Annotated in this window: 11 protein-coding genes; 8 read left to right on the forward strand and 3 right to left on the reverse strand. The window is 65.9% G+C overall.

All coding sequences use genetic code 11. The annotated features are described in order from the left end of the window. Nucleotides 1-67: 67 nt before the first annotated feature. The 4 genes from B2790_RS17640 (at nt 68) to B2790_RS17655 (ending at nt 3,826) form a co-directional block, all read left to right on the forward strand. The gene (locus tag B2790_RS17640; protein WP_025338865.1) at nt 68-931 is read left to right on the forward strand and encodes a LysR family transcriptional regulator; all 864 of its coding nucleotides are present in this window, start codon (nt 68-70) and stop codon (nt 929-931) included. 258 nt (nt 932-1,189) lie between these two features. Continuing rightward, on the forward strand, nt 1,190-2,107 hold the full coding sequence (locus B2790_RS17645) for an AEC family transporter (protein ID WP_085591487.1): 918 nt from the start codon (nt 1,190-1,192) through the stop codon (nt 2,105-2,107). 35 nt (nt 2,108-2,142) lie between these two features. Then, nucleotides 2,143-2,754 carry a cell wall hydrolase gene (locus B2790_RS17650; RefSeq protein WP_286919346.1) on the forward strand — a complete coding sequence of 204 codons (612 nt, stop codon included), beginning with the start codon at nt 2,143-2,145 and terminating at the stop codon, nt 2,752-2,754. Nucleotides 2,755-2,974: 220 nt separating this feature from the next. After that, nucleotides 2,975-3,826, forward strand: a complete 852-nt coding sequence (locus B2790_RS17655; RefSeq protein ID WP_025338862.1) for a CAP domain-containing protein — start codon at nt 2,975-2,977, stop codon at nt 3,824-3,826. 140 nt (nt 3,827-3,966) lie between these two features. Here the strand turns inward: B2790_RS17655 and B2790_RS17660 are convergent, their stop codons facing one another. Then, nucleotides 3,967-4,941: a GlxA family transcriptional regulator gene (locus tag B2790_RS17660; RefSeq protein WP_286919347.1), complete on the reverse strand. Its 975-nt coding sequence runs from the start codon at nt 4,939-4,941 to the stop codon at nt 3,967-3,969. Nucleotides 4,942-5,047: 106 nt separating this feature from the next. Here B2790_RS17660 and B2790_RS17665 point away from each other — a divergent pair, with 106 nt between their 5' ends. Further along, a complete protein-coding gene (locus B2790_RS17665; RefSeq protein WP_286919348.1) occupies nt 5,048-5,659 on the forward strand; it encodes a LysE family translocator in 612 nt (203 codons plus the stop codon). A gap of 162 nt (nt 5,660-5,821) precedes the next feature. Here the strand turns inward: B2790_RS17665 and B2790_RS17670 are convergent, their stop codons facing one another. Continuing rightward, entirely contained in the window at nt 5,822-7,021 is a 1,200-nt protein-coding gene (locus B2790_RS17670; protein ID WP_286919349.1) for an MFS transporter, read from the reverse strand. A gap of 105 nt (nt 7,022-7,126) precedes the next feature. Further along, entirely contained in the window at nt 7,127-8,032 is a 906-nt protein-coding gene (locus B2790_RS17675; RefSeq protein WP_286919350.1) for a LysR family transcriptional regulator, read from the reverse strand. Nucleotides 8,033-8,149: 117 nt separating this feature from the next. Between B2790_RS17675 and B2790_RS17680 the strand changes: the two genes are divergently transcribed. The 3 genes from B2790_RS17680 (at nt 8,150) to B2790_RS17690 (ending at nt 12,521) form a co-directional block, all read left to right on the forward strand. Beyond that, a complete protein-coding gene (locus B2790_RS17680; protein ID WP_046615410.1) occupies nt 8,150-8,500 on the forward strand; it encodes a cupin in 351 nt (116 codons plus the stop codon). Nucleotides 8,501-8,706: 206 nt separating this feature from the next. Then, on the forward strand, nt 8,707-11,124 hold the full coding sequence (locus B2790_RS17685) for a glucose/quinate/shikimate family membrane-bound PQQ-dependent dehydrogenase (RefSeq protein ID WP_286919351.1): 2,418 nt from the start codon (nt 8,707-8,709) through the stop codon (nt 11,122-11,124). Nucleotides 11,125-11,252: 128 nt separating this feature from the next. After that, nucleotides 11,253-12,521, forward strand: coding sequence for a carbohydrate porin (locus B2790_RS17690; protein ID WP_286919352.1), 1,269 nt, complete (start codon nt 11,253-11,255; stop codon nt 12,519-12,521). The last annotated feature ends 38 nt before the right edge of the window (nt 12,522-12,559 follow it).

Here is a 12,559-nt window from a genome sequence, read left to right on the forward strand (position 1 = left end):
GGCTTGCCGGCGATAGGGCCTGGCCTGACAATGCAGCTCTGTCAGCTTGAAACCGGACCTCACCCGCATGTCCCTCAAAGCCTTGCGCACCCTGGTGACCATCGCCCGCCACGGCACCTTCGCGCGTGCCGCCGACCTGCTCAGCCTCACCCCTTCGGCGGTAAGCCTGCACATCAAGACCCTCGAAGACGAACTGCAGGTGACCTTGTTCGACCGCAGCCGCAGGCAGGTGTCGCTGACCGAAGCCGGCCAGTTGGCGGTGGCCCGCGCCGAGACCATCCTGGCTAGCTATGACGAACTGGCCGACGCCCTGGCCAGCGGCCCGAGCCTGCGCGGCCGCCTGCGCCTGGGGGCGATCCACACGGTGCTGGCGCGGCGCCTGCCCAAGGCGCTGGTGTGGATCAAGGCGCACCATCCGCAGCTGCATGTCAGCGTGGCCTCCGGCATGTCGGCCGAACTGGCACGGCGGGTGGAAGACGGCGAACTCGATGCGGCGATCACCACCGAGCCGGTCAGCCCCTACCCGCAAAACCTGGACTTCACGCCGTTGTTCGAAGACCGCTTCTGGGCCATCGCCAGCCCCGACCTGGCAGGGTTAAGCGTGCCGCAGTTGCTGGCCAGCCAGCCGTTCCTGCGCTTCGACAAGCGTGCCTGGGCCGGGCGGCAGATCGAGCAGGAGCTGCGCCGCCAGCATCTGCAGGTGAGCGAGCAGATGGAGCTGGACAGCCAGGAAGCGCTGGCGCGCATGGCGGTGATGGGCCTGGGCGTGGCAATTATCCCCATGGCCGATGACGACCTACAACGCTTGCCACCGGCCACCTGCCTGCCGTTTGGCGACCCGCAGCTGACCCGGCGGGTGGTGTTGCTGGAGCATGAGAAAAGCCAGCGGCGGCATTTGAGTGCGGTGCTGAAGACTGCGCTGGAGGCGTGAACAGCACGGCTCGACTTTCTTGTGACTGCACATGACTGGTTGTATTGGCAGGGTCTCTGTGGGAGCGGGCGTGCCCGCGAAGAATTCAACGCGGTGGATGGCACCGGCTGCGCCGGTGTTCGCGGGCATGCCCGCTCCCACAGAGACCACCGCCAGCAACATGCATTTTTTCTCAACGGTCACTGCAGAAAACAACGTTTTTACAGATCGATCCGCACCAGTAGTCTGTGCCCCATACCCGACCACGGAACGTCGATCATGCTCCACCTGCTGCTGACTACGCTGCTGCCGATCATCCTGCTGATTGCCCTGGGCACTTTCCTGCGCCTGCGCGGCTTCCTCGCCGATACCTTCTGGCCCGGCGCCGAGCGCCTGAGCTATTACGTACTGCTGCCGTCGCTGTTCCTCCATGGCCTGGCCACCGCCAACCTCGATGGCGTACCGGTACTGGGCATGGTCGGCGTGCTGATGCTCTCGACCCTTGCAGGGGCCGTGCTGCTGGTGCTGTACCAAGGCGCAATCAACCACGACGGTGCCGACTTCACCTCGGTGTTCCAGGGCGGTATCCGCTTCAACAACTACATCGGCGCCACCCTTGCAGCGGGTATCTACGGCAGCGCCGGCATCGCCCTGGCGGCGGTGGCCAACGCCGCCATCGTGCCACTGGTGAACCTGCTTTGCGTGCTGGTGTTCGCCCGCTTCAGCGCCCGCCATAGCTCACCGGCCACGGTGCTGCGGGCCATCTTTGCCAACCCCTTGATCGTCGGTTGCGCCGGCGGGTTGCTGCTGCGCGCCAGTGGGCTGGGCCTGCCAGCGGGTATCGAACCCACGGTCAAGGCCCTGGGCCAGGCCGCCCTGCCGCTGGGCCTGCTGTGCGTCGGCGCAGCCCTGGGTGGTGCCCGCCTGGGCCAGCAGGTACGCCCGCTGATGGCGGCGTCGGCATTCAAGTTCCTGGTCATGCCGCTGACCACCTGGGGCTTGTGCCGCCTGCTTGGCCTGGGTGGCCAGGCAGCGGTGGTGGCGGTGCTGTTCCAGGCACTGCCGACCGCGTCATCCTCCTATGTGATGGCCCGGCAAATGGGCGGTAACGCACCGCTGATGGCCACCATCATCGCCCTGCAGACCGTGTTGGCCGCCGCCACCCTGCCTTTGGTGCTGATGCTCGCGCTTGGCTAGACTGTGAACCAGCCCACAGTTCGGGAGCTTGCATCATGCGCCTTTCGTGGATGGTGATCGGCCTGGTTTCGGCCCTGCTCGCAGGCCCCTTGCACGCGGCCGACCCGGCCAAGGCTGCCGTCGCCGAGGACAAGGCCGAGGTGCTCGAGGAAAAAGTGGTGAATGACACACCACCCCCGAAAAAGGCCGAAACCCTCACACCGGGCGAAGCACAGGCAGTGGACCCGGCCGGCCAGGCGCCGCTGGATGACAGCATCACCTGCCTGGCCCGCACCATCTACTGGGAGGCCAAGGGTGCGGACGCCGAAGACATGGCCGCCGTGGCCAACGTCGTGCTCAACCGCCTGGGCCACGATGGCTTCCCGGATACCATCTGCGGCGTGGTCAAGCAGGGTGTGGAAAGCAAGGCCTGCCAGTTCTCCTGGTGGTGCGACGGGCGCCCGGACCGGGTCGAAGAAGCGCAACGCTACGGCATTGCCAAGGAGATTGCGCGCAAGGCGCTCAACCAGCAGTTGAAAGACCGCACCGGGGGTGCCTTGTACTTCCATGACCGCAATGTGCGCCCGGACTGGGCCAAAGCCTACCGCCGGACGGCGCAGACCCGGCATTTTCTGTTCTACAAACCGAACCAGGCGGTGGCGCGCTGATACCCGCCGGGCGCCGGCCAACGGGCTGACCGCTGTGGTTCGATAAGAATGATTACCAACTGTTCGCACTTTTCCGATCATCAGTGGTCTACTCCCTCTTTTGCTGCCAGCAACGAATGCCGGCGTTTTCATTGCTTTGCACGATCCCGGGCCAAAAGCCCCGGGCTTGTGTAGGATGAGCAGCGCAAACCACGACGCTGCCAGTCATAGGGAGATCCACATGCGCGTCCTGTCATCCGTTGCCGCCTTGTCGCTGGGCCTGGTCGTTTCGGCCGGGGCACTGGCTGCCACCGGCGAAGAGGCGCAACTGATCGATTCGATCAATGTCTACCGCAGCAAGGCCCAGCCCTGCGGTGGCGAAGCGTCGTTGGAGCTGCCGCCGCTCAACAGCGATACCCGCCTGGCGCTGTCGCCAGAGGGTACCCGCGACCTGCAGCAGGCCATGACCCGCGCCGCCTACCCGATGGTCAATGTGCAGGCCATCAGCCTGTCGGGGCCGCGTGATGCGCGCGCTGCCATGCACGCCATCGAAGAGAGCTTCTGCCAGGTGGTGCTCGACCCGCAGTTCGTCGATATCGGCGTCAGCCAGGAAGGTCGCGACTGGCGCATCGTGCTGGCCCGGCCGCTGCTCAGTGGCCGCCTGGGCGACTGGCAGGCCGAGGGGCAGAAGGTGCTGCAGGAGATCAACGCCGCGCGCAAGGTGCCGCGCCAATGCGGTGGCCAGCCCTTCGCCGCCGCCCCCGCGCTGAGCTGGAGCACGGTGCTGGCCGGGGTTGCCGCCAACCACACCCGGGCCATGGCCAACCAGAACTTCTTCGACCACATCGACAAGGATGGCCGCACCCCCGGTGACCGGGCAGAGCTGGCCGGCTACCTGTACCAGCAGATCGGCGAAAACATCGCCGCCGGGCGGGATACCGCGCGCAAGGTGGTCGATGGCTGGCTGGATAGCCCCGGGCATTGCGCGACGCTGATGAACCCGGACTTCCGCGAGCTGGGCGCTGCGTATGCAGTGGACCCGAAGAGTGATGCGGGGATCTACTGGACAGGGTTGTTCGGGACGCCGCAGTAGGCCGGCTCTCACAGGACTTATTGAAATAGCAGGGACCCTGTGGGAGCGGGCATGCCCGCGAACACCGGCGTAGCCGGTGCCATGCACCGCGTTGGATTCTTCGCGGGCACGCCCGCTCCCACAGGAAACCGCGCGCGGTTTCAGAGCGGATTCGTGCCTGCGCGCAGTTCAAGGGCCGTGCAACCAAACCGTCGCCGCACGCACTTGCCCAGGTAACTGGCATCGCCCAGGCCCACTTCATCGGCAATCTGCGCCAGGCTGTGGCTGGAATTGAGCAAGCGCCAGCGCGCCTGTTGCAGGCGCATCTCCAGCCACCAGGCCTTGGTGCTCATGCCATGGCTGGCGTGAAACTGCCTGTCCAGCTGGCGCCGGCTGATGCCCAGCTCCGCCGCCAGCTGCTCCGCGGTCAACGGCGTACCCAGGTGATGACGCATCAACGCCTGCGCGCGCTGTACCTGCCGCCCCTGCCCCGCCCCCAGCTCCAGCGAGCGCAAGGCATGGCGGCTATCGCGGGTTTCATCCACCAGCATGTCGGCCAGGCCCTTGAGCGCCCGGGCCCGCCCGCAGGCGCGTGACAACAGGGCGACGGCCAGGTCGATGGCCGCGGTGCCGCCGGCGCAGGTGATGCGGCTACCGTCGATGCAATACAGCTGCTCACTCAGCACCTGCAAATGCGGGAAGGCCGCACGAAATTCGGCTTCGTGGCGCCAGTGCACCACTACCTTGTGCCCCTGCAGCAACCCGCAGGCGGCCAACAGGAAAGCACCGTTGTCGACCCCCACCAGCTTGACGCCAGCCTTGCCGGCCTGCCTGAGCAAGGCCCGGTAGCGAGGCGCCAGCGCGGCAGTGGCCATGGCGTTACGCCCGCCGAACACCACCAGGTAGTCGAAACTGGCCAGCTCGAGCTGGCCAGCGACGGCCTCGACCTGCACCACCGCGCCGCTGCTCGACGGCACCGGGTCGAGGGTCAGCCCTGCCACGGTCCAGCTGCAGTAGCGCTGCTGGCTGTAGTCCTCGTCGTCGGCGCTGAAACGCAACTTGTCGAGAAAGGCGCCGAACGGCAGCAGGGCAAAATCCGGTAACGGCAAGATCAGCAAGCGGATATCGGGCAGCATTGGCATCGCGTCCAGAAACGACCATTCAATGTCCGGATCATACCCTTGCCGGCCAAGGTCGGCGCCATAGACTGACGCCCTCCACATCAACAAGGCATTTCCCACCATGGCACTCGACACCTGGCTCATCTACCTGCTGGCCAGCATCGGCCTGTCGCTGACCCCGGGCCCCAACAGCCTGCTGGCCCTGACCCACGGCGCCCTGTATGGCGCACGCCGGACGTTGTTCACCATCGTCGGCGGGGTGTTTGGCTTCAGCGCCCTGATCGCCTTGGCCATGTTCGGCCTCAGCGCATTGCTGCAGGCCTCGGCCTCGGTGCTGAGCGTGCTCAAGTGGATGGGTGGCGCCTATCTGATCTGGCTGGGTATCCAGCTGTGGCGCAGCCCGGGCCTGCACCTGGAACTGACCGCGCAAAGCGCGCGTCTGGGCAATGCCGGCCTGTTCCGCCAGGGCCTGCTGTCGGCCATGGCCAACCCCAAGGTGCTGCTGTTCTACAGCGCTTTCCTGCCGCAGTTCATCGACCCGCAGCGTGGGTTGCTGCTGCAGTTCGTGGTGATGGCAGCAACCTTTGCCAGCGTCGAGTTCTTGGTCGAATACCTGTTGGCACGCCTGGCGTTTCGCATCCGGCCATGGCTGGCCAAGGGCGGCAAGGGCTTCAATCGCTGCTGCGGCAGCCTGTTTGCCTTGATTGGTGTGGCGTTGCCGCTTGGGCGGTAGCGTCTGATACAGGCGTGTGCCGTTCTTTTTGTGGGAGCGGCCTTGCGTCGCGAAAGGGGTGCGAAGCGCCCCCACGATCTACGCATCACTTCAGAATTGCCGGGGCCGCTTTGCGGCACTTTCGCGACACAAGGCCGCTCCCACAGGTGACCGCGCTAGCATTCAACCCCGGCGCGCTTTGGCCAGGAAGATGAGCAAGGCCACACCCGGCAACCCCGCCCCCACCAGCGCCACGCCCTGCCAGCCAAACTGGCTGAACACCGCACTGGCCACCGCCGAACCCAGCGCCCCACCGAGGAAGATGCTGGTCATGTACACCGCGTTCAGCCGCCCGCGGCTGGCCGGGTCCAGCGCGTACACTTCACGCTGGCCGATGACCATGTTCATCTGCACCGCAAAATCCAGCAGCACGCCGGTCAGGCCCAGGCCGATCACGCTGTAGCCCGGCACGGTCAGCCCCAGCAACAGTGCCGCCGGCGCCAGCAACAACGCCAACAGTGAACCGGCCCGGGCATGCCCGGCATCGGCCAGGCGGCCGGCCATGGGTGCGGCAACGGCGCCCACCGCGCCCACCAGGGCGAATACCGCGATCTGGCTCTGTGACAGGCCATGCTCGGTTGCCAAGGCCATCGGCGCCGCCGTCCAGTAAAGGCTGAACGCCGCGAACATCAACGCCTGGTACAGCGAGCGCTGGCGCAGCAAGGGATAACGGCGCAGCAGCGTAAGCAGCGACAGCATCAGCCCGGCATAGCTGGCCTTGTGCTCGGGCACCCGCCGCGGCAAGGTCAGGGCCAGCAGCAGGATGATCGCCAGCATCACCCCGGCAGCGCCAATGAACACCGCACGCCAGCCGAAGTAGTCGGCCACCAGGCTGGACAACGGCCGCGCCAGCAGGATACCCAGCAGCAGGCCACCCATGATGTTGCCGACCACCCGCCCACGCTGCTGCTCCGGCGCCAGGTGCGCCGCCAGCGGGATGAGCATCTGCACCGCCACGGAACTGAAACCGATCAGCAGTGCATAGCCGAGGAACAGCTGGCCCTGGCCGCTGCTGCTGGTGCCCGCCAGCAGCAGGCTGACGCAGGCCAGCACGGCGGTAGCCACCATCAAGCGGCGGTTTTCCAGCAGGTCGGCCAGCGGTACCAGCAACAGCAGGCCCAACGCATAGCCCAGCTGCGTGAGCGAAACGATCAGGCTGGCATGCTCGGTGGACAGCCCCAGGTCCGGGGCGATCAGGCCGACGATGGGTTGGGCATAGTAGATATTGGCGACGATCGCGCCGCAGCAGAACGCCAGCAGGGCGACCAGGGCCCGGCTGAGGCCGGTGACTGCAGGCTGCACGGCGGCAAGGGAGGGATTCATGCGAGTGTCCTCGACAATGGCTGGAATATGCCGGCCACCTTACCCAGACGCACTCCTGGCGAGAATCCAGCGCTGGCGCAACAGGGCTTTGCGCACTGCGCAACACTAGGTGCTGCGCTGCAGCAAGTTTTCGCAAAAGTCGATAAAGGCATTCACCCGCCGCGAACCACGATGGTTGGGCAGGTACAGGGCGTTGATGCTGTCATTGGCCGCGCCGGGGCTGGCCTGCCAATCGGGGAACAGCCGTTGCAGTCGCCCGGCCGCCACATCCTCACGTACCAGCCAGTCGGCCAACAGCGCGATACCGCTGCCCGCCAGTGCGGTTTCGCGCAACATGTCGGCATTGGCACTGCGCAACGGCCCGCTCACATCCAGTTCCAGACTGTCCTGCCCACGGGACAGGCGCCAGGGGCGGCCTTTCTGCCCGTAGCGAAAGCGCAGGCAGGCGTGCTCGAGCAGCTGCCGCGGATGTTCCAGCGCGTCATGCCCGGCCAGGTAGCCCGGGCTGGCCACCAGCCAACGCTGGAAGCGACCCAGCTGGCGGCATACCAGCTCGTCATTGGGCGAGGGGTCGCCCAGGCGGATCGACAGGTCATAGCGCCCGTCAAGCAGGTCATCCAGGCGGTCGCTGAGGTCGATGTCCAGCTCCAGAGCCGGATGTTGCGCCAAAAACGGCCCCAGGTGCGGGGCGATGACCCGCCTGCCGAACTCCACCGGCAAGCACAGGCGCAGCACACCGACAGGCTCCTCGCCCCGATCGGCGACACTGGCATCGGCCTCGTCCAGGGCCTCGAAAATACCCCGCGCGCGCTCGTAATAACGGGCGCCGGCCTCGGTCAGGCTGACCTGGCGGGTGGAGCGATTGAGCAAGGTGGTGCCCAACGCCGCTTCCAGGGCATCGACCAGGCGCGTCACCGACGATGTCGCCAGCCCGAGCCGGCGTGCGGCGGCAGAAAAGCCCTGGGCATCGACGGTGGCCACGAACATCTTCATCGCCAGGAGTTTGTCCATTTGTTGCCCGTCTTCCAAATCCCGGAAAGGTCTTACAAACAGCCGGGCCGGTCAAGAAGCGCGGCGCACGGCAATTGGGTCCATAGTGGAACCACCCCCTTCCAGACGAGGTTTTCCATGATCCCGACCAACCTGCTGACCGCCCTGCCCCCTTGCGACCCGACCAGCGCCGAATGGGTCGACCAACTGCTCAGCCGCCCGGGCGTGCGCGTGGAACGTATCGTCTCCAGCGGCCAGGCCAGCCCGCCCGGTTTCTGGTACGACCAGGCCGAAGGCGAATGGATCGTGCTGCTCAGTGGCGCCGCCGGCCTGCGCTTCGAGCACGAGAGCCACACCCGCCTGCTGGCGCCGGGCGATTGCCTGGATATCCCGCCGCATTACCGCCACCGCGTGGAATGGACCGCCCCCGGCACCGCCACCATCTGGCTCGCGGTGTTCTACAGCAGCGGCACTCCGTGGCCGGCGTGAATCCGGTAATCGAAAAGCGAACGCGGGTTACCCAGCCGACATGAACACCCTGTTTACTGCAATTTTAAGCGCATGATCTAGACTTTTAGCCACACCTTGCAGAGTTCAGCCCTGCGACAATCCGCCCCACAAAATTATGTACCAACTTGTTAATTAGCAAGCTAAGAGATTACACTGCGCGCATTCCACCTGCTGAGATCCCTGGCATGAAAGAAACACCGCGCGCCTCTGGCGCCACAAACATCATCCTGGTCGGCCTGGGCGTGATCATCGCCCTGCTCGGCCTCCTCCTGGCTGCGGGCGGCGTCAAGCTGGCCGGCCTGGGCGGTTCCTGGTACTTCCTGGTCGGCGGCCTGGCCATGGCCATCGCCGGCGTCCTCATCGCTCGCCGCAAACCGGCTGGCGCCTGGCTGTACGCGGCGTTCCTGGTCGGCACTGCCATCTGGGCGCTGATCGACGCTGGCCTGGTGTTCTGGCCGCTGTTCTCGCGCCTGTTCATGTTCGGCGCAATCGGCATGGTGGTGGCGCTGGTCTACCCGCTGCTGGCCCGTGCCAATGGCACCAGCGCCGGCCGCGGTGCCTATGGCGTTGCCGGGGTGATGGCCGTGCTGCTGGTGATCGCCGCCGGCAACATGTTCGTCGCCCACCCAAGCGTCGCCCCCACCGGCAAAGGCCCGGGCATGACCCCGGTCGAGGCCGACAAGGCGCAGAAGGACTGGGCCCACTACGGCAACACCGAAGGTGGCAGCCGCTTCGCCGCGCTGGACCAGATCAACCGCGACAACGTCAACAAGCTGAAAGTGGCCTGGACCTACCACACCGGTGACGTGGCGCTCAGCGACGGCAACGGTGCAGAAGACCAGCTGACCCCGCTGCAGGTCGGCAACAAGGTGTTCATCTGCACCCCGCACAACAACCTGATCGCCCTTGATGCCGACACCGGCAAAGAGCTGTGGAAGAACGCGATCAACGCCCAGTCCAAGGTCTGGCAGCGTTGCCGTGGCATGGCCTACTTCGACGCCACTGCCGCCATCGCCCAGCCGACCCAGCCGAACAGCTCGCCAATCACCGCGGCCAGCGTACCGGCCGGTGCCAACTGCCAGCGTCGCCTGCTGACCAACACCATCGATGGCCGCCTGATTGCCGTCGACGCCGACACCGGCGAGTTCTGCCAGGGCTTCGGCAACAACGGCCAGGTCGACCTCAAGGCCGGCCTGGGCGATGTGCCGGACTCCTACTACCAGCTGTCCTCGGCCCCACTGATGGCCGGTACCACCGTGGTGGTCGGCGGCCGCGTCGCCGACAACGTCCAGACCGACATGCCAGGCGGCGTGATCCGTGGTTTCGACGTGATCACGGGTGAAATGCGCTGGGCCTTCGACCCCGGCAACCCGGAAGATCGCCAGGCGCCGCAGGGCGACAGCACCTATGTGCGCAGCACCCCCAACAGCTGGGCCCCGATGTCCTACGACCCGGCGATGAATACCGTGTTCCTGCCGATGGGCTCGTCGTCCACCGACATTTACGGTGTCGAACGCAGCAAGCTGGACCACACCTATGGCGCTTCGGTACTGGCCCTGGACGCCACCACCGGCAACCAGAAGTGGGTGTTCCAGACCGTGCACAACGACCTGTGGGACTTCGACCTGCCGATGCAGCCGAGCCTGATCGATTTCACCAAGGACGACGGCCAGTCGGTACCTGCAGTGGTAATCGGCACCAAGGCCGGGCAGATCTACGTGCTCGACCGCGCCACCGGCAAGCCGCTGACCCAGGTCGACGAAGTACCGGTCAAGCCAAGCAACATCCCCAACGAGCCGTACTCGCCAACCCAGCCGAAGTCGGTGGGCATGCCGCAGATCGGCGCGCAGACCCTGACCGAATCGGACATGTGGGGCGCAACCCCGTACGACCAGCTGCTGTGCCGCATCGACTTCAAGAAAATGCGCTACGACGGCCTGTACACCGCGCCGGGCACCGACCTGTCGCTGAGCTTCCCGGGTTCGCTGGGTGGCATGAACTGGGGCAGCATTTCCACCGACCCGGTACATGGCTTCATCTTCGTCAACGACATGCGCCTGGGCCTGTGGATCCAGATGATCCCGTCGCAGAACAAGGGCGGCGCCGCTTCCGGTGGCGAAGCGCTGAACACCGGCATGGGCGCAGTACCGCTCAAGGGCACCCCGTATGCAGTGAACAAGAACCGCTTCCTGTCGGTGGCCGGCATCCCGTGCCAGGCGCCGCCATTCGGCACCCTGACCGCCATCGACATGAAGACCCGCCAGGTGGCGTGGCAGGTACCGGTGGGTACCGTCGAGGATACCGGCCCGCTCGGCATCCGCATGCACCTGCCGATCAAGATCGGCCTGCCGACCCTGGGCGGCACCCTGTCGACCCAGGGTGGCCTGGTGTTCATCGCCGGCACTCAGGACTTCTACCTGCGCGCCTACGACAGCAGCAACGGCAACGAAATCTGGAAGGCTCGCCTGCCAGTGGGCAGCCAGGGCGGCCCGATGACCTACGTCTCGCCGAAGACCGGCAAGCAGTACGTGGTGATCACGGCTGGCGGCGCGCGCCAGTCGACTGACCGTGGCGACTACGTGATTTCTTACGCCTTGCCGTAAGACCGCGTCGCCTTCTTCGCGGGCACGCCCGCTCCCACAGGGACTGCACCGTCCGCTTGGGCAGTGATCATCCTGTGGGAGCGGGCTTGCCCGCGAACTGGCCCCAGAAAAGAATACGAGATTCAGCAATGCCATCCGCAATTCGCATCACCCCCACCCTGCTGCTGGCCCTGGCCAGCAGCACCGCCCTGGCTGACGGCGACCTGATGACCCGCAGCACCCTGACCGGTGACTGGGGCGGCCTGCGTCACCAACTGGAAGAAGACGGCGTCAAGTTCACCGGCGACTACAGCGGCGAAACCGCCTACAACGCCCACGGTGGCCTGCACCGCTCGGCGCGCTACTCGCAAAACCTGAAACTGGGCGTGCAGTTCGACCTGTCGAAACTGTATGGCCTGGACAACGGTGGCAAGGTCCAGCTGACCATCAACGACCGCCGCGGCAACAGCGCCTCGGAAGACCTGGTGGGCAACCGCCTGCCGATCCAGGAAAACTTCGGCGGCCTGTACACCCGCCTGACCGAGCTGAGCTACGAGCGCACCCTGTTCACCCCGGCACTCAACGTCAAGCTCGGCTACATGGCCATGGGCAACGACCTCGGCGGCCTGGACAGTGGCATCCTGTGCAACTTCATGAACGCCGGCTTCTGCGGCCACCCGCTGAACATGTCTGGCGGCAGTGGCTGGACCAATTACCCCAATGCCCACCTGGGCGTGCGGGTGAAGTACGACCTGTCGCCGTCCTGGCAGCTGCGTGTGGCGGCGTTCAACGTCGACCCGGAAAGCAACGGCAACTCCAGCCGCGCCTGGCACCTGGGCCCCAAGCACACCACCGGCACCGTGGTACCGGTAGAGCTGGTGTACAAGCTGCAGGGCGAGCTGCCTGGCGAGTACAAACTGGGCTACTACTACGACAGCTCCGATGTGAAGCGCATCGGCAGCGACGAGGAAGTGTCCTGCCGCGGCGGCCACTATCTGCTGGTCGACCAGGCCGTGTGGAACGACCAGAGCTTGCCGGGCCGCAGCCTGCATGCCTTCGGCCAGTACTCGGCGTCGAGCAAGGCCGCCTCGCCGTTCACCAAGTGGTATGGCGCCGGCGTGGTGCTGTACAAGCCGTTCGCAGGCCGCCCGAAGGATACCGTGGCGCTGGGCTATGGCCGTGCCGTGCCCAACCCGCGTAGCCGCGACGTGCTGGAAGATGCCGCGTTCGATGCCGGGCAGCAGTTCCCCGATATCGACAGCGCCGAGCAGCTGGTCGAGCTGAGCTATGGCTACCAGGCCACCCCGTGGCTGAACCTGCGCCCGGATGTGCAGTACATCATCGAGCCGGGCGCGTTCTCCGGGAAGGACATCGACAACGCGCTGGTGGTTGGCCTGCAGGTCAAGGCTACCTTCTGAAACCTTGATTGGGGCTGCTTTGCAGCCCTTCGCGGGCA

The organism is Pseudomonas sp. UBA6753 (genome assembly GCF_002453565.1).
In the GTDB taxonomy this organism is placed as follows: domain Bacteria; phylum Pseudomonadota; class Gammaproteobacteria; order Pseudomonadales; family Pseudomonadaceae; genus Aquipseudomonas; species Aquipseudomonas putida_Z.

Excerpts from the sequence above, each read along its gene's own strand:
- B2790_RS17655 (WP_025338862.1), top strand. The coding sequence starts at position 2,975 with ATGCGCGTCCTGTCATCCGTTGCCGCCTTGTCGCTGGGCCTGGTCGTT.
- B2790_RS17670 (WP_286919349.1), bottom strand. The coding sequence starts at position 7,021 with ATGAATCCCTCCCTTGCCGCCGTGCAGCCTGCAGTCACCGGCCTCAGC.
- B2790_RS17650 (WP_286919346.1), top strand. The coding sequence starts at position 2,143 with ATGCGCCTTTCGTGGATGGTGATCGGCCTGGTTTCGGCCCTGCTCGCA.
- B2790_RS17640 (WP_025338865.1), top strand. The coding sequence starts at position 68 with ATGTCCCTCAAAGCCTTGCGCACCCTGGTGACCATCGCCCGCCACGGC.
- B2790_RS17685 (WP_286919351.1), top strand. The coding sequence starts at position 8,707 with ATGAAAGAAACACCGCGCGCCTCTGGCGCCACAAACATCATCCTGGTC.
- B2790_RS17675 (WP_286919350.1), bottom strand. The coding sequence starts at position 8,032 with ATGGACAAACTCCTGGCGATGAAGATGTTCGTGGCCACCGTCGATGCC.
- B2790_RS17690 (WP_286919352.1), top strand. The coding sequence starts at position 11,253 with ATGCCATCCGCAATTCGCATCACCCCCACCCTGCTGCTGGCCCTGGCC.
- B2790_RS17660 (WP_286919347.1), bottom strand. The coding sequence starts at position 4,941 with ATGCTGCCCGATATCCGCTTGCTGATCTTGCCGTTACCGGATTTTGCC.
- B2790_RS17645 (WP_085591487.1), top strand. The coding sequence starts at position 1,190 with ATGCTCCACCTGCTGCTGACTACGCTGCTGCCGATCATCCTGCTGATT.
- B2790_RS17680 (WP_046615410.1), top strand. The coding sequence starts at position 8,150 with ATGATCCCGACCAACCTGCTGACCGCCCTGCCCCCTTGCGACCCGACC.
- B2790_RS17665 (WP_286919348.1), top strand. The coding sequence starts at position 5,048 with ATGGCACTCGACACCTGGCTCATCTACCTGCTGGCCAGCATCGGCCTG.